The 26588-nt window shown below is 63.0% G+C and carries 26 protein-coding genes; 17 read left to right on the top strand and 9 right to left on the bottom strand.

What is annotated here, in order from left to right:
• Window positions 1-90: 90 nt before the first annotated feature.
• The 3 genes from FJ943_RS18530 to folE all read right to left on the bottom strand — a co-directional run bounded on the left by FJ943_RS18530 (window position 91) and on the right by folE (window position 2285).
• Entirely contained in the window at window positions 91-1062 is a 972-nt protein-coding gene (locus FJ943_RS18530; protein WP_015317575.1) for a patatin family protein, read from the bottom strand.
• 83 nt (window positions 1063-1145) lie between these two features.
• Complete coding sequence (hisI, locus tag FJ943_RS18525) at window positions 1146-1607, bottom strand: phosphoribosyl-AMP cyclohydrolase (RefSeq protein ID WP_015317576.1); 462 nt, start codon at window positions 1605-1607, stop codon at window positions 1146-1148.
• Between the two features lie 42 nt (window positions 1608-1649).
• On the bottom strand, window positions 1650-2285 hold the full coding sequence (gene folE / locus FJ943_RS18520; protein WP_015317577.1) for a GTP cyclohydrolase I FolE: 636 nt from the start codon (window positions 2283-2285) through the stop codon (window positions 1650-1652).
• Window positions 2286-2525: 240 nt separating this feature from the next.
• Between folE and FJ943_RS18515 the strand changes: the two genes are divergently transcribed.
• Window positions 2526-2972 (top strand): iron-sulfur cluster assembly scaffold protein, encoded by a 447-nt coding sequence (locus tag FJ943_RS18515; protein WP_015317578.1) that lies wholly within the window; start codon window positions 2526-2528, stop codon window positions 2970-2972.
• A 2-nt stretch (window positions 2973-2974) separates the two neighbouring features.
• Complete coding sequence (locus tag FJ943_RS18510; protein ID WP_140723647.1) at window positions 2975-3460, top strand: cell envelope integrity protein TolA; 486 nt, start codon at window positions 2975-2977, stop codon at window positions 3458-3460.
• A 22-nt stretch (window positions 3461-3482) separates the two neighbouring features.
• On the opposite strand, the gene FJ943_RS18505 is transcribed toward FJ943_RS18510, so the two are convergent.
• Window positions 3483-4400, bottom strand: a complete 918-nt coding sequence (locus FJ943_RS18505) for a LysR substrate-binding domain-containing protein (RefSeq protein ID WP_140616125.1) — start codon at window positions 4398-4400, stop codon at window positions 3483-3485.
• 321 nt (window positions 4401-4721) lie between these two features.
• On the opposite strand from FJ943_RS18505, the gene yidD reads away from it, so the two are divergent.
• The 4 genes from yidD to FJ943_RS18485 all read left to right on the top strand — a co-directional run bounded on the left by yidD (window position 4722) and on the right by FJ943_RS18485 (window position 9198).
• A complete protein-coding gene (gene yidD, locus FJ943_RS18500) occupies window positions 4722-5096 on the top strand; it encodes a membrane protein insertion efficiency factor YidD (RefSeq protein ID WP_140724160.1) in 375 nt (124 codons plus the stop codon).
• A 138-nt stretch (window positions 5097-5234) separates the two neighbouring features.
• A complete protein-coding gene (gene blaOXA, locus FJ943_RS18495) occupies window positions 5235-6053 on the top strand; it encodes a class D beta-lactamase (protein ID WP_140723644.1) in 819 nt (272 codons plus the stop codon).
• Window positions 6054-6196: 143 nt separating this feature from the next.
• Window positions 6197-8173, top strand: a complete 1977-nt coding sequence (thrS, locus tag FJ943_RS18490; RefSeq protein WP_140723641.1) for a threonine--tRNA ligase — start codon at window positions 6197-6199, stop codon at window positions 8171-8173.
• Window positions 8174-8259: 86 nt separating this feature from the next.
• Window positions 8260-9198 carry a GNAT family N-acetyltransferase gene (locus FJ943_RS18485; protein ID WP_140723638.1) on the top strand — a complete coding sequence of 313 codons (939 nt, stop codon included), beginning with the start codon at window positions 8260-8262 and terminating at the stop codon, window positions 9196-9198.
• A gap of 3 nt (window positions 9199-9201) precedes the next feature.
• Here FJ943_RS18485 and FJ943_RS18480 read toward each other — a convergent pair whose 3' ends face one another.
• A complete protein-coding gene (locus FJ943_RS18480) occupies window positions 9202-10164 on the bottom strand; it encodes a hypothetical protein (protein WP_140616135.1) in 963 nt (320 codons plus the stop codon).
• A gap of 155 nt (window positions 10165-10319) precedes the next feature.
• Between FJ943_RS18480 and FJ943_RS18475 the strand changes: the two genes are divergently transcribed.
• Window positions 10320-10904, top strand: a complete 585-nt coding sequence (locus FJ943_RS18475; RefSeq protein WP_140723635.1) for a nitroreductase — start codon at window positions 10320-10322, stop codon at window positions 10902-10904.
• Complete coding sequence (locus FJ943_RS18470; protein ID WP_140723633.1) at window positions 10905-11513, top strand: flavin reductase family protein; 609 nt, start codon at window positions 10905-10907, stop codon at window positions 11511-11513.
• Between the two features lie 3 nt (window positions 11514-11516).
• Here FJ943_RS18470 and FJ943_RS18465 read toward each other — a convergent pair whose 3' ends face one another.
• Together FJ943_RS18465 and FJ943_RS18460 are read right to left on the bottom strand one after the other, a co-directional pair.
• On the bottom strand, window positions 11517-12398 hold the full coding sequence (locus tag FJ943_RS18465) for a CoA ester lyase (protein ID WP_140723630.1): 882 nt from the start codon (window positions 12396-12398) through the stop codon (window positions 11517-11519).
• Window positions 12398-12850 (bottom strand): MaoC family dehydratase, encoded by a 453-nt coding sequence (locus tag FJ943_RS18460; RefSeq protein ID WP_015317588.1) that lies wholly within the window; start codon window positions 12848-12850, stop codon window positions 12398-12400. Before FJ943_RS18460 ends, FJ943_RS18465 begins: the two co-directional genes overlap by 1 nt.
• Window positions 12851-13001: 151 nt before the next feature.
• Between FJ943_RS18460 and FJ943_RS18455 the strand changes: the two genes are divergently transcribed.
• Window positions 13002-14126, top strand: coding sequence for a DUF2336 domain-containing protein (locus tag FJ943_RS18455; protein WP_140723628.1), 1125 nt, complete (start codon window positions 13002-13004; stop codon window positions 14124-14126).
• Here the strand turns inward: FJ943_RS18455 and FJ943_RS18450 are convergent.
• Together FJ943_RS18450 and parE are read right to left on the bottom strand one after the other, a co-directional pair.
• The gene (locus FJ943_RS18450; RefSeq protein WP_140723625.1) at window positions 14123-16192 is read right to left on the bottom strand and encodes an FUSC family protein; all 2070 of its coding nucleotides are present in this window, start codon (window positions 16190-16192) and stop codon (window positions 14123-14125) included. The two genes, FJ943_RS18455 and FJ943_RS18450, sit on opposite strands and share 4 nt — an antisense overlap.
• 44 nt (window positions 16193-16236) lie before the next feature.
• The gene (parE, locus tag FJ943_RS18445; protein WP_140723623.1) at window positions 16237-18294 is read right to left on the bottom strand and encodes a DNA topoisomerase IV subunit B; all 2058 of its coding nucleotides are present in this window, start codon (window positions 18292-18294) and stop codon (window positions 16237-16239) included.
• 238 nt (window positions 18295-18532) lie between these two features.
• Here parE and cpaB point away from each other — a divergent pair, with 238 nt between their 5' ends.
• From cpaB to FJ943_RS18405, 8 genes are all read left to right on the top strand, one after another.
• Window positions 18533-19459, top strand: coding sequence for a Flp pilus assembly protein CpaB (gene cpaB, locus FJ943_RS18440; RefSeq protein ID WP_245262879.1), 927 nt, complete (start codon window positions 18533-18535; stop codon window positions 19457-19459).
• A gap of 30 nt (window positions 19460-19489) precedes the next feature.
• Window positions 19490-20935, top strand: a complete 1446-nt coding sequence (locus tag FJ943_RS18435; protein WP_140723620.1) for a type II and III secretion system protein family protein — start codon at window positions 19490-19492, stop codon at window positions 20933-20935.
• Between the two features lie 3 nt (window positions 20936-20938).
• Window positions 20939-21208, top strand: coding sequence for a hypothetical protein (locus FJ943_RS18430; protein WP_140723617.1), 270 nt, complete (start codon window positions 20939-20941; stop codon window positions 21206-21208).
• A gap of 33 nt (window positions 21209-21241) precedes the next feature.
• Entirely contained in the window at window positions 21242-22450 is a 1209-nt protein-coding gene (locus FJ943_RS18425; protein ID WP_015317595.1) for a response regulator, read from the top strand.
• Window positions 22447-23865: a CpaF family protein gene (locus FJ943_RS18420; protein ID WP_140661161.1), complete on the top strand. Its 1419-nt coding sequence runs from the start codon at window positions 22447-22449 to the stop codon at window positions 23863-23865. Before FJ943_RS18425 ends, FJ943_RS18420 begins: the two co-directional genes overlap by 4 nt.
• 5 nt (window positions 23866-23870) lie before the next feature.
• A complete protein-coding gene (locus FJ943_RS18415; protein WP_015317597.1) occupies window positions 23871-24836 on the top strand; it encodes a type II secretion system F family protein in 966 nt (321 codons plus the stop codon).
• A 1-nt stretch (window position 24837) separates the two neighbouring features.
• Window positions 24838-25800 carry a type II secretion system F family protein gene (locus FJ943_RS18410; protein ID WP_140723614.1) on the top strand — a complete coding sequence of 321 codons (963 nt, stop codon included), beginning with the start codon at window positions 24838-24840 and terminating at the stop codon, window positions 25798-25800.
• 212 nt (window positions 25801-26012) lie between these two features.
• A complete protein-coding gene (locus tag FJ943_RS18405) occupies window positions 26013-26486 on the top strand; it encodes a tetratricopeptide repeat protein (protein ID WP_015317599.1) in 474 nt (157 codons plus the stop codon).
• Window positions 26487-26588: the final 102 nt, after the last annotated feature.

Below are 26588 nucleotides of genomic sequence, written 5' to 3'. Positions count from 1 at the left end.
GGCACCTCCGCCTGGATTGACGCAGATCACCATAACCAATTGCGTTTTGCAATCAGTTGTCCTGAGGCCAATACAACTTGAGGAAATGGTCTAGGCGAGAACCGTCTGCAGCCGCGTCAGTTCGCCGATCTGCGCCATCGTCGCCTGGTAGCCGAGCTGGATCGCCTCGTCGGCCCGGTGAAATTCGGTGAGGCCGATATGGCTGAGCTTGGGTTGCAGCGACATGTCGGGCGGATCGCCGGCAAGTCTCGCCCGCGAAATACGGTCCTGGATGATGTTGAAGGCTTCGACCATCACGCCGGTGATGCCCAAACGCGTCTGGTGCGATTGGTGTTGGGCGTCGACCTGGCCGGGCCTTGGCGCATCCTTTTCGATAACCAGCTCGCCGGCGCTGTGCTTGATCACGGCGGCGCGGCCGAACAGGTCGTAGTGGAGGTTGACCGCCACGACGAGCGGCTGCTCGTAGGCGCGGCAGACCGAAACGGGCACCGGGTTGACCAGCGCTCCGTCCACCAGCACGCGGCCGTTGCAATCGACAGGCTCGAACACGCCAGGCAGCGCGTAGGACGCGCGCATGGCGGTGATCAGCGATCCGCTCGACAGCCAGATCTCGTGGCCGGTGCGGATTTCCGACGCGACGCAGACAAATGGCTTGGGCAGATCGTCGAAGCGGATGCCGGCCACGTGCTCGCGCAGGCGCGCGTCCAGCTTCATCCCGCCGAAGAGGCCGCTGCCGCGCAGGTTGAGATCGAGCAGGCCGAAGATACGTCGTCTGGTGAGGCTGCGGGCGAACTCTTCCAGCTCATCCAGTTTGCCGGCGAGATAACAGCCTCCGACGAGGGCGCCGATCGAGGTGCCAGCGATCATCGAGACTTCGATGCCGGCTTCATCGAGCGCGCGCAGCACGCCGATATGAGCCCAGCCTCTGGCGCAACCGCCACCGAGCGCGAGCGAAATACCTGTTTTCTTGGGGGAGGTTGTTTCGGATGCGCCGCCTGCCGAGGACAGGCCGTTGGCCTCCCTGACATCTGGTCTGTTACGCAATGACGCCCATTCGAGCATCATGATCTCCCTTGTCCCAGGCTAGTATACGGACGGGCCGTATCGAAATGATGAATCTATGTGGTCGGTGTCAGGCAGAAGGTTCAAGCTGATGGCTTCCGATACGTGTTTTCCGCATCGAACAGCGGCTTGCTGCCGTCGTCGGCAAGCGTCCCCTTGCCGTCGATCAGCCCCACCGTCCGATAAAAGCAAGAACGCCGGCCGGTGTGACAGGTTGCGTCGTGGCCCAACACTTTCACGCGAAGCCACACCGCATCCTGGTCACAATCCGTGAGCATCTCGACGACATGCTGGAAATTGCCCGAGGTTTCGCCCTTCTTCCAGAGCGTGTTGCGCGAGCGCGACCAGTAATGGGCAATGCCTGTTTCCAGCGTCAGAGCCAGCGCCCGTGCATTCATATGCGCGACCATCAGCAGCATGCCGTCGGCGGCATCGGTGACGACGACGGTGACAAGACCGGCGGCATCGAAGCGCGGCGAAAACACCGCGCCTTCCTCCAAGGCTTTCTTGTCCGAGGGAGCTTCCGGAAATTCCAGTGCCGACATTGCCGGTCTATCTTCCTGTTGACCGCGACGTCGGCAAAGGGCTTACGCCCTGCCGCCGCGCACCATGGTGACAAAACGAACCTGCTCTTCGGGCGTATCCTTGAAGACGCCCGTGAAGGTGGAGGTCAGCGTTGTGGAACCTTGCTTGCGGATGCCGCGCATGGCCATGCACATGTGCTCCGCCTCGATCATGACGGCAACGCCGCGCGGGTTGAGCACATCCTGGATGACGCCGGCAATCTGGGCGGTCAGGGCTTCCTGCGTCTGCAGCCGATGGGCAAAGATATCGACGACGCGCGCGATCTTGGACAGGCCGACGACCTTGCCGTCGGGCAGGTAGCCGACATGCGCCTTGCCGATGATCGGCACCATGTGATGTTCGCAATGCGAATGGAACTGGATGTCCTTGACGATGACCAGGTCGTCGTAGCCGGCGACCTCCTCGAAAGTACGGCCAAGCTCCTCGGCCGGGCACATGTCGTAGCCGCCGAACATTTCGCGATAGGCCTTGGTCACGCGCTTGGGCGTGTCGATCAAACCCTCGCGATCCGGATTGTCGCCGGTCCAGCGCAGCAAGGTGCGTACGGCGGCCTCGACTTCGGCCTCGCTCGGGCGGTCGGTGACCGGCTTTTCCATATAGGCGGACTGGGGCATTAGTTTCTTGATGACGGCATCCATAAAAGGCGTCTCCCGTAGTTCCTCTCTGAGGAGGAACGAGTTGAACGGACCACGACCTTTCGGTGTCGGAAACTCGCCCCGTTTCCAGCCCCGTAAGCGGCGTGAACTTCCCGGCAAGGACAGTGGCGTTCGCCGCCTTGTCGATACCGGACTGCCAGCATTATATATGGCCGTGCCGAGCGAATGAAAGACGCAACAACGGCAATCGCTGTTCGCTTGGCGGCGACGGATTGGAAAATAATGATCAACGACGTCTACAACGCGAAAATTCTCGGTTTTGCCGGAAATATCGCCCGCATCGGCCGGCTCGATCATCCCGACGCGACCGCGAAGGCGCATTCCAAGCTGTGCGGGTCGACCGTTACCGTCGACCTCAAGATGGAGGACGGCGTGGTCACCGACTTCGCCCACGACGTGAAGGCCTGTGCGCTCGGACAGGCATCGTCCTCGATCATGGCGCAACATGTCGTCGGCGCCAGCGCTGAGGAATTGCGCGCGGTGCGCGAGACCATGCTGAAGATGCTGAAGGAGAACGGCGCGCCGCCGGAAGGCCGCTTCGCCGACCTCGGCTATCTGGAGCCGGTGCGCGACTACAAGGCGCGTCACGCGTCGACCATGCTGACTTTCGACGCCGTGGTCGACGCCATCGGCCAGATCGAGAAGAAGCGCGCCGACGAAGCGGCCTGAGAGTGGTCTTCGAGCTTACGGTGAGCGGATCCCGCCAGAGCGGTCGTTCATGCCATGGCTTTGTGTTCGCCGGTACTCTTGCCGCTTCACTTGTGTCGGCCGGTGGCTCAAGCGGGGCGGAACCAGCAGTCCAGCGCGATATCGGCGACTATCTCATGAGGGCCGTCCAGCCCTGTTGGAACGTGCCCGCAAATGCCACAAATACTGCACGCGTCCGGATCAGCCTGAACAAGGACGGATCGCTCGCCGGGCCGCCAAAAATCGTCGGCCCCGTGACATCGGCAAGGCATAAGGTTGCCGAAGCCGCCATTCGCGCGATCACGCGTTGCGCGCCGTTTCCCGGGCTGGCGTCCTACGGCGCCGACTATGATTTGTGGCGCGACATCGTCGTCACATTCTACCCAGCAGTCGACCCGGCGGCGGGACATCCGTCCATGGACATCAACGACCTCGATAAACTTCTCGGAAAATACAAGAAGGTAAAGTAGCCGGCTCCGGCCAGCGCACGGCTCAGGCCGGAGCTTTCAGCGCTCGCCTGCTTTCGATGAATTCGCTTCTTAGCCAGTCGGCGAAGGCCGCGGCCGGTTCGGAGAGACTGTGCAAACTCCTGGCCACCAGCCAATAGGCCCCGGATGCGACATCGATGTCGAACGGTTTGACCAGTGCTCCGGTCTCCAATTCTTCTCCAATCTGCAGGAGATCGCCCAGCGCCACGCCGTGGCCGAGCAGCGCGGCCTGCTTGGAGAGTGAGGCGTCCGCAAGCATCGGCCCGCGCGTGGGCATGGCGTTGGCGGGTACGCCCGCCGCCTCGAACCAGCGCGTCCAACCCTGGCGGTTTTCCTCGTGCAAAAGCGTGAAGCGAGCAAGATCGGCCGGCTTCCCGAGGGCTGGGCCCGATGAAAGCAGCGCCGGCGACAGAACCGGCGAATCGACTGTCGAGGCCAGCCGCTCGGCTTCGCTGCGGGGCCATGACGTCGCGTTCGAGCTGAAACGTAAGGCAAGTTCGGGCTGGTCGCTGCGGAACTCGATCAGCCTTGGGTCCACTTCGAGGGAGACGTCGATATCGGGCCGCAACTGGCGAAACCGGTTGAGCCGGGGTACCAGCCAGACGGATGCAATCGACGGCTCGACGCTGACACGAACCACGGCCTGCGCGGGAACCGCGACCAGTTCCGAGAGTAGTTTGTCGATGTCGTCGAAACTTCTGACCAGTTGAGCAAGCAGCCGACGGCCTGCATCCGTCAGTTCGACGCGGCGATGGTGCCGTTCGAAAAGCGGTTGGCGCAGGAAGGTTTCGAGTTCGCGAATCTGCCGGCTGATCGCCGCCTGCGAGACGAAAAGCTCCTCGGCGGCGTTGCTGAAGCTCAAATGCCGCCCCGCCGCCTCGAAGCTCCTCAACGCCGTAAGGGGCAAGCGTCCACGCTTCATTTCGCATAACCCAGGATTATCCGAAACGGAATTATACTCGTTTGAAGGCGAAGGCCAGCGGCGGTCTAATCGTCTTCAAGGAGATGCCGCCATGATGCAGTTGCTTGAGATCCTTGGCGACGTCATACGGATCGCGACGTTCCAATGGCGCGACGAAAGACGCGCTACAAGGCATCACGAAGAATGGTCTCATCCTGGCCGCTGGGCGCCGCCAGCCGACCGACGGCCATTTCGCCGTTCCCGCCCGTGACCGCACGGCGATCGGGATTGCGTTCTCTGGTGCAAGCGCACATCTATCAGCTGGAAAACGCGGAGATCGCAGTGGGCGACCAGCACAGGCATGCGCATACAGCCGGAGCGTCGAGGCGCGGCCGCAACTGGCCCGGCCCCTGGCGCAAGACGCCGGGCCGCTTGCTCGGCACCTCGGTCGTGCGGTTTTACCAGCTGACGCTGTCCGGCTTTGTCGGCAATTCCTGCCGCCATCTGCCGACCTGTTCGGAATACGCGCATGAGGCGATCGCCCGCCATGGCCTTTGGGCCGGCGGCTGGATGGGGTTGTTCCGCGTGCTGCGCTGCGGCCCATTCGGCACGCATGGCATCGATCTGGTTCCGGAAGCGCTGGCGGACCGTTACGTCTGGTTCATGCCCTGGCGTTATTGGCGGGTCGGCCGCAAGCGCGGCGGAGCGCAGGGCTAGGGTGGCTGGTCACACCGCGCTGTTTACGCTCCGGTAGGGTTAACGCAAGCCTGCACAACAACTGCGCATTTGAGACAAAATCGAGACAAGAGACCTCGCTAAGCCCGCTCGCGAACCCCCTTCTGGAGCGAGCAGAAAATGCGCAATGTCGATCGTCTTCCCTTTATCATGGCTGGTGTCCTGTTCCTGCTCGCCTGGCTGCTGGGATTTCCGATGCGCGCGCAATCGGCGCCGCTAGCGGATGTGCAGTGCACGCTGATCGCCGATGCCCAGAGCGGCAAGACGCTTTACCAGGACGGTATCTGCGACCAGCGCTTCAGCCCGGCCTCCACGTTCAAGGTGCCGCTTTCGCTGATCGGCTACGACGCGGGCATCCTTGTCGATGAACATACCCCGGCATGGGACTACAAGCCCGAGTTCAACGCGGTGAAACGCGACCAGAAAACCGTCGATCCGACGATCTGGGAACGTGATTCCATCATCTGGTTCTCGCGCGAGATCACCCGCAAGCTCGGAACTCAGAAATTTGCCGGCTACGTATCGAAGTTCAACTATGGCAACAAAGACGTTTCCGGCAATCCCGGCAAGAATGACGGGCTCACCCATTCCTGGGTCAACTCCTCGCTTAAGATCACGCCAGTCGAACAGGTTGCCTTCCTGCGGCAACTGCTCGCCGGCACAATGCCGGTGTCGGCCAAGGCGCATGAAATGACACGCGCCATCATGCCGAACTTCAAGGCTGCGGACTGGGCCGTTCAGGGCAAGACCGGCACGACCAGGCTGGGCGCGGGCGGCAAGGACAAGCGCTCGCTCGGATGGTTTGTCGGCTGGGCTGGGAAAGACGGCCGCCAGATCGTGTTCGCCCGGCTCGTCGTCGATACGAAACGCACCGACTTGCCGAAGGGGTTGGCGACACGGGCCGCGTTCCTGAAGGATCTGCCACGGCTGATTAAGTGAGCCGGGCTTTACGGCGGCGGCATCTGCTCATAAAAGACTGCCGCCGCCGACACATCCGGCACCCTGGCAGGTCGCAGCCCCGAACCGCTGATGATCTGCATTTACCACCCGCGCTCGTTTGCGGGACTGGATAGGAGAACCATATGCTGAATTCCGTTTCCCTGACATTTCCCGATGGCTCCGTGCGCGACTACGACGCGGCGATGACCGGTGCGGGTCTCGCCGAATCGATCTCGAAGTCGCTGGCCAAGAAGGCCGTGGCCTATGCCATTGATGGCACGGTGCGCGACCTCAGTGATCCCCTGGGCAAATCCGGCAAGGTGGAGATCATCACCCGCGACGATCCGCGCGCGCTGGAACTCATCCGCCATGACACCGCGCACGTGCTGGCGGAAGCCGTGCAGGAGATATGGCCGGGAACGCAGGTGACCATCGGACCGGTGATCGAGAACGGATTTTATTACGACTTTGCCCGCAACGAGCCGTTCACCCCGGACGATTTCCCGGTGATCGAGAAGAAGATGCGCGAGATCATCGCGCGCAACAAGCCGTTCACCAAGGAGGTCTGGTCGCGCGACAAGGCAAAAAAGGTCTTTGCCGACAAGGGCGAGCGCTACAAGCTCGAACTGATCGATGCCATTCCCGAGGACCAGGATCTCAAGATCTATGCGCAGGGCGACTGGTTCGATCTCTGCCGCGGTCCGCACATGGCCTCGACCGGCCAGATCGGCAACGCCTTCAAGCTGATGAAGGTGGCCGGCGCCTATTGGCGCGGCGATTCCAACAATCCGATGCTGACGCGCATCTACGGCACGGCCTGGGCCGACCAGGCGCAGCTCGAAGCCTACCAAACGATGCTGGAGGAGGCCGAGAAGCGCGACCACCGCAAGCTCGGCCGCGAAATGGACCTTTTCCATTTCCAGGAAGAGGGGCCGGGCGTGGTCTTCTGGCACGCCAAGGGCTGGAAGATGTTCCAGAACCTGGTCAACTACATGCGGCGCCGGCTCGACGAGCAGGGCTACCAGGAGGTCAACGCCCCGCAGGTGCTCGACAAGAGCCTGTGGGAGACGTCAGGCCACTGGGGCTGGTACCGCGACGCCATGTTCAAGGTGACGGTCGCCGGCGATGAAACCGACGATGACCGCATCTTTGCGCTGAAGCCGATGAACTGCCCGGGCCACGTGCAGATTTTCAAACATGGGCTGAAATCCTATCGCGACCTGCCGGTGAAGCTGGCGGAGTTCGGCAATGTGCATCGCTACGAGCCGTCGGGCGCGCTGCACGGGCTGATGCGCGTGCGCGGCTTCACGCAAGACGATGCGCATATCTTCTGCACCGAGGAACAGCTGGCGGCCGAGTGCCTGCGCATCAATGACCTGATCCTGTCGACCTATGCCGATTTCGGTTTCGACGAAATCAGCGTCAAACTGTCGACGCGGCCCGAAAAGCGCGTCGGCACGGACGAGGCCTGGGATCATGCCGAGGCGATCATGGGCGGCGTGCTGGAGACGATCAGGACAAGGTCCGGCAATCGGATCAAGACCTCGATCAATCCGGGCGAGGGCGCCTTCTACGGGCCGAAGTTCGAATATGTGTTGAAGGATGCCATCGGCCGCGAATGGCAATGCGGGACGACGCAGGTCGACTTCAACCTGCCGGAGCGTTTTGGCGCCTTCTACATCGGCTCGGATTCGGAAAAGAAGCAGCCGGTCATGGTGCACCGCGCCATATGCGGTTCGATGGAGCGTTTCCTCGGCATCCTGATCGAGAACTATTCCGGCCATTTCCCGCTATGGTTCGCGCCGCTGCAGGTGGTGGTGGCGACGATCACTTCGGACGCCGACAGCTATGCGACCGAGGTCGTGGCAAAGCTGAAGGCCGCCGGGCTGTTGGCGGAAGCCGATCTGCGCAACGAGAAGATCAACTACAAGGTTCGTGAGCACAGCCTGGCCAAGGTGCCGGTCATTCTCGTCTGCGGCAAGCGCGAGGCGGAGGAGCAGACGGTCAACATCCGCCGGCTCGGCTCGCGCGATCAGGAATCGCTTGGTCTTGCCGAAGCAATCGAACGGCTGACCGAAGAAGCGATCACGCCTGATCGCCGACGCAAGCGCGCTGCTTGAATCGGAGTGTTTTTCGATCGAATGGCGGTGGAGCGATCCACCGCCATTTTCATATCCCTGTCACGGCAACGTTGTAACGAGCCCCTATGCTCAAGCTGAAATCGCGCGAACGACCGTTCCCAGAGCTTTCCTACGCCAATCCGCACCAGCCGGCGCTGGCGCGCTGGATCATCCATTCGGTCGAAGGCCTGTCGGGCCGCGATCGCTTTGCCGCGCTTTATGATTTCTGGCGCCGCCAGGTGGTGCCGACGGGCGAGCGTGTGTTCAGCCGCATGCTGGACCTCATCGACGTGGGCGTGCGAATTCCCGACCAATGGCCGCCCGCGCAATTGCCCGACACGCCACTGGTGATCGTCGCCAACCATCCCTTCGGCATCGGCGACGGCATTGCCGTGCTATCGCTGGCAGAGCAACTCGGCCGGCCTTTCCGGGTGATGATCCACAAGGACCTGCTCAGGATCCGCGAGATGGAGCCCTATTCGCTGCCGATCGACTTTTCCGAGACCAAGGACGCGGTGAAGAACAACATGGCGGTGCGCCATGAGGCGGTCCGGCTGCTCAGGGAAGGTGTCACCATTGTGGTGTTTCCGGCCGGCGGTGTCGCCACTGCGCCCAAGGGTTTTGGCCGCGCGCGCGACCTGCCGTGGAAGATGTTTCCGGCCCGTCTCGTCCAGGAGGCCAAGGCATCGGTCATCCCGATGCATTTCTCCGGCCAGAACGGCAGGCTTTTCCATCTCGTCAGCGGGCCGATGAACATGGCCGAGCGCGACGGGCGGGTGGCCAAATTCGTCGGCAAGGCCTCGCTGACCTTGCGCACCTCGCTGCTCATTCGTGAATTCGCGCGGCTGTCCGGCAGGGCGATCGACGTGCGCGTCGGCAACGTGCTGAGCTGGGACGAGCTGGAGCCGTTGCGCGACCGCAAAACGTTGCTCGATCGTCTCTATCGCGGTGTGTTCGACCTGGCGCCGAGCCTGCCGCGCCGTCGCATTCCGTTCCTCCCGGCGCGAACCAAGCTCGCCGCCTGAAGGCTAATCGGCGCCTTCCTCGGGATCCATCGCTGCTGCTTCGGTGGCGAGAACCTCAATTTCCTGGTTCTGCCCGCCAACGACCGTGAAATCCTTCTGGTAGATGCGATCGCGGTTCTTGGCGATGATGGTGTAGTCGCCTTCGGCCAGCACCATCGAGGCGAAGGCGCCGACGGTTTCCTTGATCGGATCGCCGGATTCGTTGAGCAGCGACCACGAGGTGTCGGCAATCGCTTCGCCGCCCGTCTCGCGTACCAGCTTCATGGTGATTTCAGCGGCGTGATGCTCGACGGTGGCTTCCGTCAGCTTGCCCGCCTCGACGCGGATATCGGATCGGATGACGGCGTTGACCGCGCCGTAAGTCGAGACGACATGATAGATGCCGGCATTGAGCCGCACGACGCTGTTGGGTTCGACATCGGGAATAATCAGCGCGCGGTCGCCATTGGCCTCGGCGGTGCCCTCATAGATCGAAAAGCGCAGTTTCTTCGGCGGTATGCGCACGCCGCCGGACAGAACCGCGTCCAGCTTCAGGCCGCCGGCATCGAGCACGAGGCTTTCTCGCTTGGCTTCCTTGCCGACGGTGATGCGCTTGGTGGCGCCGGCGCGGCCATAGGAAGCGTGGACCAGGTAACTGCCGGGCTCGAGCTGGAAGACGGCGCTGCCGCCATGGGAGGAGGCGACCATCGGCAATTTGCCGTTCACCGCTTCGGGCTTGAAGACACGCCAGACTAGCCCACGTGTGATGTCGGTGCCCTTGTCGGTCAACTGGGCCGAGAGCGTAATGGCGCCACCGCCGCCAAGCGCCAGCGGGGTCTCGCTCTTCGGCGTTGCATAGCTCGAAATTCCGGGAAGTTTCAGGTCGCCGACGCCGTCCTTTTCCTGCGCGACAGCCATGGAGACCGGCAGCAGGAACAGCGCGGCGCAGAGCCGAACCAGGAAAAGACGCAGTCGCCCCTCAAACATGCCTTGCGTTGAAGCCCATGGCGGTGGCAATTTCAAGGCTTAAGAGTCCGATCCGAGACTCTTCAGCCCGGCGTTTGCGCGCCTTTGCCCGAGCCGCCCGAATTCCCGATGGTGCGCTTCAGCTCAAAACAGAGTGTTTCAGGAGACTTGCGCCCATGGCGTCGCCGATCATCGACTTTCTATTGACCCGAAATTCAGCGCCGATACCCGACCTCAGGGAACCGGCGCCCAGCGACGCCGATATCGCCACGATGATCACCGCCGCCACACGCGTGCCCGACCATGGACGGCTCGAACCCTGGCGCTTCATCCTTTATCGCGGCGAAGCCCGCATCGAGATCGGCAAAAAACTAGCGGCCTTGGCCGAACAGCGCGAGGGGCCGTTGCCGGAAGGCCGTCGCAACCAGGAACTGGCGCGGTTCTCGCGCGCCCCGCTGGTGATCGGTGTCGTATCCATTCCGAGGGAGAACCCAAAAATCCCCCAATGGGAGATGTTCCTGTCCGGAGGCATGGCGGCGATGAACCTGATGATCGCGGCCAATGCGCTGGGCTACGGCACGAACATGATCAGCAACTGGTATTCCGACGTGCCGGAGGGCAGGGCGATTCTCGGACTGGCGCCGCAGGAGCGCGTCGTCGGTTTCGTCCATATCGGCTCCTACGCCGGTCCGGCGCCGGAGCGGCCACGGCCCGATCCGGCCAAGCTCTACACCGATTACGCCGGACCTTGGGCGGGCTGAATGTTCTACGAGCCGTCCAAGGGGCATGGCCTGCCGCACGATCCTTCGAAGGCGATCGTCGCGCCGCGCCCGATCGGCTGGATATCGACGCTGAACCAGGCCGGCGAGGTCAATCTGGCGCCATACTCCTTCTTCAACGCCTTTTCGACGCGACCTTTCATTGTCTGGTTTTCCTCGGAGGGTGAGAAGGACAGCGCCTCGTTTGCCCAGGAAACCGGCGAGTTCGTCGCCAATCTGGTCAGCCGCGATCTTGCGGACAAGATGAACTACACATCCGTCGACGCACCGCGTGGCGTCAACGAGTTCATCTATGCCGATCTCGCCATGGCGCCCTCGCGTCTCGTCAAGCCGCCGCGCGTGGCGGCTGCACCAGCGGCGCTCGAATGCCGGGTGACGGAAGTGTTTCGCCCGAAGGCGCTGGACGGATCACCGACGAGTGCCTTTGTGGTCGCCGGTGAGGTGATCGGCGTTCACATCGACGATGCTTTCCTGAAAGACGGCCTGTTCGACATCACCAAGGCCGGCAATGTCGCGCGTCTCGGTTATATGGATTACGCCAGCGTCGACGAGGTCTTTTCGATGCGGCGGCCACGCTGGGGCAAGGAGTAGCCGTCAGGCGGATATCCCGGCCGCTTTCGCGCGGGCCAGAAGGCGTTCGGCCAGCCGCAGATGCGGACGGTCGAACATCTTGCCGTCGATGCCGACGACGCCCGGATTTCCGGCCGCCTCGAAGGCCACCACGATAGCCGCCGATTGTCTCACCGCCTCGGCAGAGGGCGTGAAGGCGGTGTTGATGACGGGCACCTGATCGGGGTGGATCGCCATTTTGCCGGTGAAACCGTCACGCTCGGCGTCGGCACATTCCGCGGCGAAGGCCACCATGTCGCGAAAGCCAGGAAATACGGTGTCGATCGCGGCGACTTCCGCGGCTCCGGCCGCGAGAATGGTCGTCAGGCGGGCGTGACGGAAGAGATCGGTGTAGCGGCCGTGCTCGTCGCGGGCAGAGCGTGCGCCGATCGCGGCCGAAAGGTCTTCCGCGCCCCAGGTGAGACCGGCGAGCCGTGCGCTTGTCCCGGCATAGGTGGCGGCGGCGAGCACGCCCGCCGGAGTTTCGGTGATGATCGGCAGGATTTTTATCGACCCGTCGGGCAGGCCGTTTTCGGCTTCCCAAACCCTGAGCTTGGCCGCGAGCTGCTGCACATCCTGGCCGCTGTTCGATTTAGGCAGCATGATGCCGTCCGGTCTTGCCGGAACGAGCTTGGCAAGATCATCGTCCGTCATTCCGGTCGAGAGGTCGTTGACCCTGACATAAAGCGCCGAGTTGGTTTGCCCCCCGCGTTCGAGGATAAAGCGCGCCGCGATCTCGCGCGCCCGCGCCTTGTTCTGCGGCGCCACGGAGTCTTCGAGATCGACGATAACCACGTCGGCGCCGGCGCCAAATCCCTTTTCCAGCTTCCGTTCGGAATCGCCTGGAACGAATAGCAGCGAGCGCATCAGTCTGCCTTCTTCAGCATCATCGCTTGCCTGATGCATTTGGCGACCAGATCGCCATGCTGGTTGTAGGCGCGGTGCTCGAATTCGACGATGCCGCGGTCGGGCTTCGACCTGGATTCGCGCACCGAGACGACAGATGTTTCGACGCGGATGGTGTCGCCATGGAAGACCGGGTGAGGAAACACGGTTTCCTTCATGCCGAGATTGGCAACCGTCGTGCCGACCGTGATGTCGTTGACCGAAATGCCGATCATCAGGCCGAGCGTGAACAGCGAGTTGACCAGCGGCTTGCCCCATTCGCTCCTAGCGGCGAAATCGAAGTCGATATGCAGCGGCTGCGGGTTCAGCGTCATCACCGAAAACAGCATGTTGTCGCTCTCGGTGACAGTCTTGCGCAGCGTGTGCCGGAAGACATGGCCGACAACAAACTCCTCCAGATATAGCCCGGCCATCTTCCGCCTCCTGCGCTGTCTACGGTTGATAGGCGCTGCTTCAGGCGCTCGCAAGCCAGTTAATGAACATGGTGAACCGTTCGTAAACCATTTCTGCCTACCCTTCTCACGGGGCCGGAAACCTTCCGGCATGGGGCGTAAGCAGACGGGCATGGTAGTTGTTTCGCATTTCCTGAAATGGATCTACACGGCCAGGGTTTCGGAGCGCGCCGCCGCCGCTCATGCGCTGGCCCGAGCCTATGTCAATTGCGAATTGCCGTTCGAGGATCGCTGCGCCGCCGAGGCCGCGCTGACGCTGCTGCTCGACGACGCCTCGTCGAAAGTGCGGCTGGCGATGGCGGAAGCGTTCTCGATGAGCCATCACGCGCCGTTGCAGATCATCAGTGCGCTTGCCGCCGATCAGCCGGAGGTCGCCGGTGTCGTGCTGGCGCGCTCGCCGCTGCTCACCGACGCCGACCTGATCAATCGTGTGGCGGCGAGCCAGAAGGCAACGCAGAAGCTGATCGCCGACCGGCCTTCCGTCTCGATGGCGCTTTCGGCGGCCATCGCCGAGGTCGGCGAGGCGGAGGCATGCGCCGTGCTTTTGGCCAACAGCGGCGCCGACATCGCGTCACTCAGCTTCCGGCGCATGGCGGAACGCCACGGGCATCTGCCTCTGGTGCGCGAGGCGTTGATATCGGACATCAGGCTGCCTGCCGATTGCCGGCATATGCTGCTCGTCAAGCTCGGCGAGACATTGAAGACATCGCCGCTGGTCATGGCATTGATGGGAGCCGCGCGTGCCGACAGGGTCATGCGCGATGCTTGCGTCAAGGCCTCGGTGACGCTGATCGAGGGCACGCGCCAAGAAGAGCACGCGGCGCTGATCGAGCATCTCAGGCTGCGCGGCGATCTGACCGCGAGCTTCCTGATCCGCACCATCGCGCACGGCAAGGTCGATTTCTTCGGTTCGGCGCTGGTGGCGCTCAGCCAGCAGTCCGAACCACGGGTGAGGGCGCTGCTGGCCGGCGGGCACGACGTGGCCCTGCAGGCGCTGTTCCGTAGTGCCGGCATGGCTGCCGGCACGCATGCCGTCATCCTGCGCGCCCTGAAGATCTGGCGCGAGGTCGCCAGCGGCAAGCGCGTCGCCGGCGTGCAGGAAGTCAGTTGGCTGATGCTCAAGGAATTGGGCGGGCAATCCGCCGAAGGCGATCTTGCCGCATTGATCAAATCGATCCACCTAGACGCCCTGCGTGAGAACGCACGCGGCCATGCACTGGCGATCGCCGCTGCCTAGGTTTTCTCCCTCGCGAAGAAATCCGGGAAATCTTCCATCGCCGCGGCGATGATGCGCAGGGACGCCGCGATCTGCAGCATGTCGCCGGTGGCGTTTCGCTGGGCGATGCCTGCCGCATACTGCCGGGCGACGGCAATGGTCGCTGTTTGCGGATCCCCAGGGGCTCGGAAAAGCAGCTCGCGCGCCAGTCCCCTCAGGAAGGTGGCGATTGAAAGCGTCGTTTCCGATGGGAGGGCATGGTTTTGGCTGGCCGTGCGCAGCCGCAGGATTTCCAGGCCGACCGTGACGGAAGCGACGCCGCCGCCCAGCACCGCCTCGCCCTTCCTGCCGGAATTCTGCACCAGCGGCATCAACTGATTGACCCGGTCGTAAGCGAGGCTCTCGAAGGCTGAGCGCCTCGGCACGCGCTCATGCAGGCAAAGCCGCGCCAGATCCTCCCGCATGGCCCGCACGATGCGGTCGGCCGCGAGCCATGGATCGGCCGGCAATACGACGATGAAGACGCCGATGGCCAAGAGGATGCCGACCAGGATCGATGCCGAGCCGGCGAAGAAGGGGCCGGGATCGTAGGTCATCGCCTGATGTGGGCTGAGGAAGGCCAGGAAGTTGATGGCGAAGGCCGTCGCCACGCCGACATAGCGCGGATTGGCCATGGCGAGTGCCGCCGGCACCATGATGGGCACGACGAACAGCATGAACCAGCCGAAGCCGGGCAGAGCGGGGAGCGCAACCTGGCCGACGAGAAAGGCAAAAGGCAAAGCGAGCAGCGTTCCCTTGAAGAACCCCCAGGATACCTGCACGGGGTCGGGACGAGCGGCAAACAGGCTCGACACGACGGCAACGAGGATGACGGTGCCGGCCGCTTCCGACCACTTCGTCGTCAGCCAGAAGGCCGCGACCAGAAGCGTGGCAACGGCCGCGCGGATGGCGTTGCGCGTAGCACCGGGATAGTCGCGATGCACCACCAGGGCCGGCTGCTGGCTGCCGGGACCTGGACGGCGCGTGACCGGCGCGCGCAAGGCGTCGAGGCCACGCAGCACCTGTTTCAGCGCCTCGGCGAAATCGGCCGCTATGGTAAGGCGGGTAATGGTGCCGACCCTGTCCTCACCCGGCTCGATCGAGGCGTCGGGCATTTGCCTGGCCCTGATCGAGATCGCGTCGAGCCGCGCCACCCAGGATGAGGTATCGTCCAGCGCTCCCGGCTTGGCTGCCAGTTCGCTGACAAGGGCCTGCAGTTCCGAGCGCACCGGGATGAGGGCGGCGTTTTTGGGAGCGGCATGCGAATAGAGCGCGCGCGCCGCCGAAAGAGCCGAGAGCAGTTGTCCGATGGTGCGCCGCACCGGATGCGCGCGCGGCGCGAAGCTCGGCGCTTCGAGCCTGGCATAGGCGCGCATCTCGCCAAGCGTCTGGGTATCGGCGACAAGCTTTCGGTGCAGGCCGATCAGCGTTGCCCGGTCGCCGCCTGAAAACGCACCGCCGGCATAGGTGGCGAGGTCGAGAATGCAGCGTTTCAGCCGCGAGACGATGGCGTCGCTGGCCAGTTTTGGCAGGATCAGCCGACTGGTGAGGCCGGCGCAGACGATGCCGAGCACGATCTCGGCACAACGCGCGATCGCGAGGTCGACGACCAAATGCGATTGTCCGAAAGCGGGCAGGCCGATGATCATTGCGGTGTAGCCTGCAAGAGCCGCGCCATAGGCTTCGGGATTGCGCAGCAGCGACGAGACGAAGGTGCAAATGCCAATCCAGACAGCAAGCACCGTAACCAGGATCCAGGGGCCGGTGCCGAATGCCGTGGTGATGCCGATTGCCGCGACACCGCCGGCCAGCGTGCCGAGCAGGCGGTAGAAGCCTTTCGCCAGCACCATGCCGGCAACCGGCTGGGCGACGATGAACACCGTCATCATCGCCCATTGCGGATGGTCGAGCTTCAGCGCGTAAGCGGCCAGCAATGCGATCATGCCGGCCGAAACGGTGCGCAGCGCGAAAATCCAGTCCGAGCGTGTCGGTTGCGTCAGCCCGGCCAGGCTCGTCTCGAAATAGGTTTTCAGCCGCGCCCAGGTCACATGCTGGTCTCCATGTCAGGAACGCAAGCTAAACGCGCCAGCGGCTAGATATCCAGCACTTCCGTCTCGGCGAACTCGGCGCGTTCCTGGATGAAGCGGAAACGGGCTTCGGGCTTGGTGCCCATCAGCTCGTCGACCCTGTCCTTGGTGGCGGAATCGACTTCGTTCACATCGACCCTGAGCAAGGTGCGCTTCCTTGGATCCATGGTGGTTTCCTTGAGCTGCGCGGCCATCATTTCGCCCAGGCCCTTGAAGCGGCCAAGCTCGACCTTGCCGCGCCCGGTGAATTCGGTGCGCAGAAGCTCGTCCTTGTGGGCGTCGTCGCGGGCATAGGCGACCTTGCCGCCTTGCCTGATCGAGTAAAGCGGCGGCACCGCCAGATAGAGATGGCCGCCGCGCACCAGCGCCGGCATCTCCTGGTAGAAGAAGGTGATCAGCAGCGATGCGATGTGTGCGCCGTCGACGTCGGCGTCGGTCATGATGATGACGCGGTCGTAGCGCAAATCCTCGTCACGGTATTTTGACCGCGTGCCGCAGCCGAGCGCCTGGATCAGGTCCGATATCTGCTGGTTGGCGGCCAGCTTGTCATTGCCGGCACTGGCGACGTTGAGGATTTTTCCGCGCAGCGGCAAGACAGCCTGGCTGGCACGATCGCGCGCCTGCTTGGCCGAGCCGCCGGCGGAATCGCCTTCGACGATGAAGAGTTCGGCACCCGCCGCCGCGTTCTGCGTGCAGTCGGCGAGCTTGCCCGGCAAGCGCAGCTTGCGCACCGCGCTCTTGCGCGACACTTCCTTTTCCTGGCGGCGGCGCACCCGTTCGTCGGCGCGCGCGATCACCCAGTCGAGCAGCTTCGAGGCTTCCTGCGGATTGTCGGCCAGCCAGTGGTCGAACGGGTCGCGGATCGCGGTCTCGACGATGCGTATCGCTTCGATCGTCGCCAGCCTGTCCTTGGTCTGGCCGACGAATTCCGGCTCGCGGATGAACACCGACAGCATGCCGGCGGCCGAAATCATGACGTCTTCCGAGGTGACGATCGAGGCGCGCTTGTTGCCGACGAGGTCGGCATAGGCGCGCAGGCCGCGCGTCAGCACGTTTCGGAAGCCGGCTTCGTGGGTGCCGCCTTCACCGGTCGGGATGGTGTTGCAGTAGGAATTGATGAAGCCGTCGCCACCGAACCAGGTCACCGCCCATTCGAGCGAGCCATGGCCGCCTTGCTTGTCGCTCTTGCCGGCGAAGATTTCGCGCGTCACCTGGAATTCATCGCCGAGCGACGCCTTCAGATAATCCTTGAGGCCGCCTGGGAAATGGAATTCCGCCTTGGCCGGTGTCTGATCCTTTTCCCTGATCAGGGAGGGATCGCAGGTCCAGCGGATCTCGACGCCGCCAAACAGGTAAGCCTTCGAACGCGTCATGCGGTAGAGACGCGCCGGCTCGAAGGCCGCGCCCTTGCCGAAAATCTGTTCGTCGGGGTGGAAGCGGATTTTTGTGCCGCGACGGTTGTGGACTTCGCCGAGCTGCTCCAGTCCGGTCACCGGGACGCCGCGCGAAAAGCGCTGGCGATAGAGCTGGCGCCCACGTGCCACCTCGACCTCGAGATGATCCGACAGGGCGTTGACGACGGAGACGCCAACGCCGTGCAGGCCGCCGGATGTTTCGTAGACCTTGGAGTCGAACTTGCCGCCCGAATGCAGCGTCGTCATGATGACTTCGAGCGCCGGCTTCTTGAATTTTGGGTGCATGTCGACCGGAATGCCGCGGCCATTGTCGGTAACCGTGAGATGGCCGTCGGCGGAGAGTTCGACATCGATGAAGGTGGCGTGGCCGGCAACCGCTTCGTCCATCGAATTGTCGATGACCTCGGCGAACAGATGGTGCATCGCCTTGTCGTCGGTGCCGCCAATATACATGCCTGGCCGGCGGCGCACCGGCTCAAGGCCCTCAAGCACCTCGATGTCGGCGGCGCTGTAGCCCTCGCTGCCATCCTTGGTTGCGGCTGGACGCCTGGCGGCCGCCTGTACCAGCGGATCCGCCGGGCGCGCCGGCGTGCGAACCGGCTGCGGCTGTTTTTCCAGATTGCCGAAAAGATCGTTGTTGTCGTCCATGCCTGCCATAGAGTCCAAGCTGCGAATCACCCCGTCGATACTGCCACGCTTTTCAGCGCCAAGCGACGGAGGTTCCTGTTACGTTCGGGGATTTAACTGCTCTTACCCTAAAACCATTCGATAACCAAGCGGGCGGAAATAGGTCAAATGCCGCCGCGCAATATTCCTGATTCTTTAACAATGCCGCCTAGCGTGAGCCCAACATAACAAGAAACTACGGGCATCAGGGGTTTTCGGCGTGAGGGGCAAGGCCATAACGATGATCGGCATCGCCGCCGTTTTCGGCGCGATCTCGATCTTTGCCGCGGATTTCTGGGTCAAGAGCCAAGCGAAGGCCGATGCCCAGGAGAAAACGGCCTCGATCGCCGCTCCGGCCGCGCCCAGGATCGAGTTCAAGACCATCGTGGTGGCGAACGCGCCGTTGCGCTACGGCATGGAGCTCGACCGCGCCAAGCTCAGCGAAATCCCGTGGCCGCAGGATTCCCTTCCGCAGGGCGCCTTTGCCACCATCGATGGATTGCTCGGCGAAGGCGGCCGGGTCGCGCTGTCGCCGATCGAGATCAACGAGCCGGTGCTGCTCGCCAAGCTGTCGGGACCGAACGGCCGCGCGACGCTGTCCAACATGCTGACGCCCGGAATGCGGGCGGTCACCATCCGCACCGACGAGATCGCCGGCGTCGGTGGCTTCGTGACGCCGGGCGACCGGGTCGATGTCGTGCTGACGCGCGATGCCGGCGAAATCCAGGAAGTCGCCAAGAACGCGCAAGGGGCTGCCGGTTCGACCATCACCTCGGAGATCGTCGTTGCCGACGCCAAGGTGCTCAGCGTCGGGCAGGGCGCCGACGAGCGCCAGACGACGCCGCAGGTGGCCAATTCCGTGACCCTCGAGGTGACGAGCGACGGCGCGCAGAAAGTGGCGCTTGCCCGCACCGTCGGAACGCTGTCGCTGTCGCTGCGCTCCGCCAGCGAAGGCGGCGATGGCAAGAACGGCGTCACCACCATCTCTTCCTTCGGCGGATCCGTCGCTTCCAAGACGCAGGCCGTGGCCGGCTCCTTGTTCGATGCCATAGCGAAGGAGCCGGAGAAGCCGAAATTCAAGACGATCATCGTGACGCGCGGCACGCAGGCCGAGGAATATCAGGTTCCAACGCGGGACCAGAAGTAAAGACCGGTGGGGACCGGGCGGGACGGGACAATGTTGATGCGTACCCTATATCGAATGACGGCTCGGTCGCGCTTGGTGCGCGCCCTGGCGATGGCGTTTACCCTGGCTGCCAGCGGCGTGCTTGCCTTGCCCGGAGCGGCGAAGGCGGACAACGACATCGTCTATGTCTCGTCGACCAAGAATGCGTCGATCAAGGTTGCCAAGGGCAAGCCCAAGACGATCATGACGAGCGCGGCCTTCTACCAGATCGTCATCGGTGATCCGGAGATCGCCAACGTCAACCCGCTGACCGACAAATCCTTCTATGTGCTGGGCAACAATCTCGGCACCACCGGCATTGCGCTGTTCGACCAGAACAAGCAGCTCGTCGGCACCGTGGACATCGAGGTGACGCTCGACACCGACCAATTGGCGAACACTATCCGTGCCAGTGTGCCGGACGCCAAGATCAAGGTCGGCTCGGCCAACGGCCGTGTCGTGCTGTCGGGTGAGGCGGATGACGCGGTTGCAGCGGATAAGGCAAGCAAGATCGCCAGCCGCTTTTCCGGCAATGAGGAAGTGATCAACTCGGTCAATATCTCTTCGTCGCAGCAGGTTCAGCTCAATGTCCGGTTCGTCGAGATCAACCGCCAGGCAGGGCAGGACCTGGGCGCGAAATACAGCGCCAATTTCGCCTACGGCTTCGGCGGTCGCGACATTTCACTGGATCCGGGCACGGTCCCAGCGGCGGGGACCGGCGAGATCATCGGCCGACTGCTGTCGAACGGCGTCTCGATCGACATTGCCATTAAGGCGCTGGAAGAGCGCGGCCTTGCCCGTCGGCTGGCTGAGCCGAACCTGATCGCGCGTTCAGGGGAGACAGCGAGCTTCCTGGCCGGCGGCGAATTTCCGATCCCGGTTTCGGAGGACAACGGCAAGATTTCGGTCAGCTACAAGAAATATGGCGTTAGCCTGGATTTCAAGCCGACCGTACTCAAGGACGGGCTGGTGAGCCTTGACATCGCGCCGGAAGTCTCCTCGATCGATGCGTCGGCGTCCTACAATATCGGCAACATTTCCGTGCCCGGCTTCATCGTGCGCCGCGCCAAGACCTCGGTCGACCTGAAGAACGGCCAGAGCTTCATGATCGCCGGGCTTTTGCAGTCCCAGAACGACATTACCACGTCTCGCATTCCCGGCCTTGGCAAGATGCCGGTGCTTGGAGCGCTGTTTTCGTCGAAATCCTATCAGCGGCGCGAGACCGACCTGGTCATCATCGTCACGCCCTATCTGGTCAAGCCGGTCGATCCGTCGAAGAAAATGGCTGAGCCGACCGATGGCACGCAGCCAGCCAGCAATGTCGACTATTTCCTCAACAACACCGAGGAGGTGAAGGCGCCGGATACGGGCCGCGCGCTGGCGCTGGCCGACGGCAGTGCCGCACGGGCCGCTCCTGCCACCAAGGTCGGTCATTTCCTCGACCTGCCCAAGGACTGAGCCATGCGTCTGATCCTGAGATCGTGTATCGCCCTGCTTCTTGCCGGCCTGGCAAGCGGCTGCACCAGCGACGACTACGTGCGCAGCGAGGGGGTGACGTCCGGCGCCGGCGAGGCGCAGGCCGCCAACACCGTCATGCAGATGGTCGACCCGTGGAAGTACGGCGTCCAGAACACGAGACTTCTCGTGCCTGCCAAGCGCGGCAGTGCCGGACCCGTCACGCCCGATCAGGCGGCCGGTGCCAAGGCATCGCAAACGACCACCGACAACTGATCCAGACGGCGATCGACCTCACAGGCGGCGAGAATGGCAAACAGCACCAAGAAAATCCTGCTCGTATCGACAGACCGGACCTTCGCGCAGGACACGAAGACCGCCTTCGCCGCCTCCGAGATCATCCAGCTCATGACGGTGGAGAAGAACGTCACCGAGCTGCGCGGCGAGGTCCAGGAGGCTGAGTTCGGCGTTGTCATCGTCGACATGGATGCAGCGAAACTCGAGGAGATCGAGTCCCTGCAGCGCGTCATGCGCCGGCTCGAGGGCAAGGCACCGGTGGTCGTAGTCACCCAGGAGTTCAACGCCGCGGCCGTGCGCATCCTGGTGCAGCTCAAGGTCGCCGATTTCCTGGTCAAGCCGATCACCACGGCAGACCTCGTGCGTTCGGTCGTGCGGGCTCTGCAGGGACCCGGGCGCGAGGAAAACACCGAGTCGCAGATCTATACCTTCATGCCCGCCGCCGGCGGCGTCGGCACCACGACGTTGGCACTGCAGACCGCGTTCCAGCTGCATCATTCGGTGACGCGCGGCGCCTCGACCTGCGTGGTCGACCTCAATTTCCAGCAAGGTGCCTGCGCCGAATATCTCGATCTCGAGCCGCGTTTCGACATCACCGAAATCGAGAACCAGCCTGAGCGCCTCGACCGGCAACTGCTCGATGTGATGCTGTCCAAGCACGCCAGCGGACTGTGTGTGCTGGCGGCGCCGACGCATCCGTCCGAAATGCGCTCATTCAAGACCGATGTCGTGGTGCGCATGCTGGACCTCGTTTCGGCCTATTTCGACAATGTCGTCATCGACATGCCGCGCACCTGGTTTCCGTGGACGGAAACTGTGCTGCTCGGTTCCAACAAGCTTTACATCGTTGCCGAAATGACGGTGCCGTGCCTGCGCCATACGCAGCGGCTGATCCAGGCCGTCTACGAGACCGCCGGCAAGGAAGTGAAGCCGAACGTGATCGTCAACCGTTTCGAGCAGAAGATGTTCGACAACGGCATCAAGCAGGCGGACGTCCAGGAAATCCTTGGCGAGCATTTTGTCGGCGGCATCGCCAACAACTACCGGCTGGTGCGCGAGGCGGTCGACCGCGGCGTGCCGCTGCACGAGATCGATCCCAACGCCAATGTCGTCAACGACCTGAAGAAGATCATTCTTCCGGAAGAGGCGGTGGCAACCGCGAGCAAGTCGAAGTCGCTGTTCGGCTTCGGCAGGGGCCTCTTGAAAAGGAAAGCTGGATGACCAGCCGTTTTTCCACCCTGCAGAACCGTGACGCGCGTCCGCGTCCGGCTGAATCGACGCCGGTCGCGCATCATGCAGTCGTCATCCCGACCAGCCGGAAGGCTTTGCCGGCGAAGGCGGAGGCGGCGCCGGCAAAGAATGCCAACAAGGTGCTCGATGCCCGCGTGCGCATCCACCGGATGCTGCTCGAGGAGATCAATCTCGTCGCGCTGGAGCGCTTGCCCAAGGAGGAGATGCGCCGGCAAGTGCACGATTTCGTATCGGAAAAGACCCGCCAGGAGCGGATGGCGATCAACACCGCCGAACTCGACGCGCTGGTTGACGACATCGTCGACGAGATGGTCGGCCTCGGCCCGCTCGAGCCGCTGCTCAAGGATCCCGATATCAACGATATCCTGATCAACGGCCATCAGAACTGCTTCGTCGAAAAGAAGGGCAAGCTGCAGCAGGTCCATATCCCGTTCAAGGACGAGGCGCATCTGCTCAGAATCGTCAACAAGATCGTGGCCGCCGTCGGCCGCCGCGTCGATGAATCGCAACCGATGGTCGACGCTCGCATGCTGGACGGCTCGCGGTTCAACGCAGCCATCCGCCCGGTGGCCGTAGATGGCCCGCTGGTGTCGATCCGCAAGTTCTCCAAGAACAAGCTTGGGCTGCACAGGCTGGTCGAATTCGGCGCCATCACGCAGAACATGGCCGAAGTGCTGGCCGCGGCCGTCCACGCCCGCAAGACGACGATCATTTCGGGCGGCACCGGCACAGGCAAGACGACGATGCTCAACGCGCTGTCGGCGTTCATTCCGGAAGACGAGCGGCTGATCACCATCGAGGACGCGGCGGAACTTCAATTGCAGCAGCCGCACGTCGCACGCATGGAGACGCGTCCCGCCAACATCGAAGGCCATGGCGAGCTCAAACAGCGCGACCTGGTCAAGAACGCGCTGCGCATGCGTCCCGACCGCGTCATCCTTGGCGAGTGCCGCGGCGAGGAAGCCTTCGACATGCTGCAGGCCATGAACACCGGCCACGAAGGCTCGATGGCGACCATCCACGCCAATACGCCGCGCGACTGCATTTCGCGCCTCGAGCAGATGCTGGGCATGACCGGCATGCCAATGACGGTGCAGTCGATCCGCAGCCAGATCGCCAGCGCCATCGACATCATCGTCCAGCTGACCCGACTTTCCGACGGCAAGCGCAAGGTGACGAGCGTCGCCGAGGTGACCGGCATGGAAGGCGATGTCATCCAGATGCAGGAGATCTTCCGCTTCGTGCGTACCGGCATGGAGGCCGATGGCAAGATCCTTGGCTACTACGAGGCGACCGGCATTCGGCCGCGTTTCCTGGAAGACCTGCGCGCCATGGGCATCGACTTTCCCGGACGTTATTTCGAACCCGGCCGGCCGCAGGAGTAGCCGGCGTGTTCGACGGGTTCAGCGCGATATATGTCGTCTATGCCGGAGCCGCACTGACCGGCATCATGGTGGCCGAGGCGATCTACCTGCTCTATGCCGGACGCAGCGACAAGCGCACCGCCATCAACCGGCGCATGAAACTGCAGGAAAACAAGATCAGCCAGGAGCAGGTGCTGATCCAGCTGCGCAAGGAGCGCGGTCTCGACGCGGGAACGTCGCTGTTTTCGCCCGACCGGTTCCGTGCCCTGCGCACGCAGTCGGGCATGGTGATGCCGCTTTCGAAATTCCTGACGATCACCTGCGGTGTGGCGACGGCCGTTGCCCTGGCCGCGATCTGGCGCGGGCTGCCGCTGCTGATGGGGCTCATCCTGTTCGTCGTGCTGGTGCCGTTGCTGCCGGTCATTACGATGCGCTCCATGCGCAAGCGCCGGCTGAAGCGTTTCGGCATGCAGCTGCCGGAAGCGCTGGAGCTGATCACGCGCGGTCTCAAGGCCGGTCATCCGGTGCCGGTGGCCATCGCCATGGTGTCGCGCGAGATGCCCGATCCGATCGGCACGGAATTCGGCGTCATTGCCGACGAAGTCACTTATGGTTCCGACCTGGTCACGGCGCTGAATGCACTGTTCGACCGGGTCGGCCACGAGGATCTGCCGCTGTTCATCACCGCCGTGTCGATCCAGACCAGTTCGGGCGGCAATCTGCGCGAGATCCTCGATGGGTTGTCGACGACGATCCGCGAACGCGGCAAGCTGCGACGCAAGGTGCGCGCCATTTCGACGGAAGGCCGCCTCTCGGCCTACATTTTGACGGCCGTACCGGCGCTGCTGTTCACCGCCATCATGGCCATGATGCCGGGATATTACAGCGACGTCTGGGGCGTGCCGAAGACATGGTACATGATCGGCGGCTCGGTCAGCTGGCTGATGCTGGGCAATCTGATCATGTTCAAAATGTCGAATTTCAAGTTCTGACATGCAAAGCGTCATTGAATTCCTCGCTTCCCTCGCGCCGACCTCGCTGATGCCGGTGGCCGTCCTCCTGCTTGCCGCGGGAGCGGCCGCTGTCGCCTGGCCGATGGTGGTGGCGAAGGGCGACCGCAACGACGTCAAGCGCCGGCTCAAGGTCGACCAGGGTCCGGTGGCCGCCAGAACCGAACCGGTGCAGAAGAAGAATAGCGGCGTTGTGCGCGAGCAAGCGGTAAAGAGGGCGCAGGAATTCTATGCCAAGAGCGACCCGGAAAATGTCGCTCGCCTGCGCCTGAAGCTCATCCAGGCGGGCTACATGGAGCCGCGCGCCGTCGGCATGTTCTTCCTCATCCGGTTCACGGCAATGATCGGCACGACGTTCGCGGTCTTCGTGCTCAACCGGTGGATGGCCAGTCCCGACGCGACCACGACCAGCCGGTGGACCTTCATCATCCTGTCGGGGGCCGCCGGCTATTTTTTGCCGGGCCTGGTGCTGACCCAGAAGGTGCGCGAGAAGATGCGCGAATACCGCAATGGCTTCCCCGATTTCATGGATCTGATGATCGTCTGTTCGGACGCCGGCATGAGCATGGAAGCCGGCGTCGAGCGCGTTTCGAAAGAACTCGCCAAGAGCTATCCGTCGCTCAGCCAGAACCTGCAGCTCGTGTGCTTGGAACTTCGGGCGGGACGCAGCCTGGACGACGCGCTGAAGGCGCTCGCCGATCGCCTCAGCCTGGACGAGGTACGCTCCTTCGCCACGCTCCTGCAGCAGTCGAAGGAACTCGGCACCAGCCTGTCGGGCGCGCTCAGGGTGTTTTCAGACGAAATGCGCCACAAGCGCATGTCGCTGGCCGAGGAGAAGGCCCATGCCTTGCCGGCCAAGATGTCCGTGCCGGTCGTGGTCTGCATCCTGCCGGTGGTGCTGATGATCGCGGTCATTCCCATCATCGTCAAAATGACGGCCCATTAGCTGTATTTTGAGCTGTATTTTGGAGTGCGGGCGCTGGGCCTCGCCGTGAGAACGCCGCTCGCGCCCGCGGAGATTTGAGGGGCACGCCCGGTGGTTAATGATTGCTATTCCGGAAACTGAAAGTTAGCTGCATTTCGGCACCGAAGCTTAATCGCTCTTCTGTAGTCTCTTTCCCGAAGAACGACCCGGCAAATCGGGCGACGGGGCAGGGCATGCGTCAGATAAAATTTGCGGCGATGGCCATGATGGCAGCCGTCCTAATGATCAGCGGGTGTACGACGAACAATAACGTCGACACGACCAAGACCACTGCGATCCAGCCTGAAGGGAAGGATGTCGCCACATCCGACCTGGCGGAAGGCAAGGCACAGTTTCGCGATGCCAATTATGGTCTTGCCGAAGCGCATTTCCGCAAGGCCGTCGAGCTGAAGGCCGACAATGCCGAGGCCTGGATGGGGCTCGCGGCTTCCTATGACGAACTTGGCCGCTTCGACTTCGCCGACCGCGCCTACGGCCAGCTCCTGAAGGTTGCCGGCCGCAAGCCGCAGATCGTCAACAATATGGGTTATTCGCAACTGTTGCGCGGCAACAAGAAGAAGGCCCGGGCGCTGCTGCTCGAGGCGAAGGCCGGCATGACCGATCCCACCGTTGTCGACGCCAACCTCGCCTTGCTGAACAAGGGCTGATGCCGGTTGATGGTCGCGCCGTCCAGGGGGGGCGATTTTGGCACAGGTGGCATCGACGCTTTGTAAACCCTATCCGCAGCTTGGGCCGAGAGATCGCCCGAA

Source organism: Mesorhizobium sp. B2-3-10, from assembly GCF_006442275.1.
Taxonomy (GTDB): domain Bacteria; phylum Pseudomonadota; class Alphaproteobacteria; order Rhizobiales; family Rhizobiaceae; genus Mesorhizobium; species Mesorhizobium australicum.
This window is presented reverse-complemented; position numbering and strand designations above follow the sequence as displayed.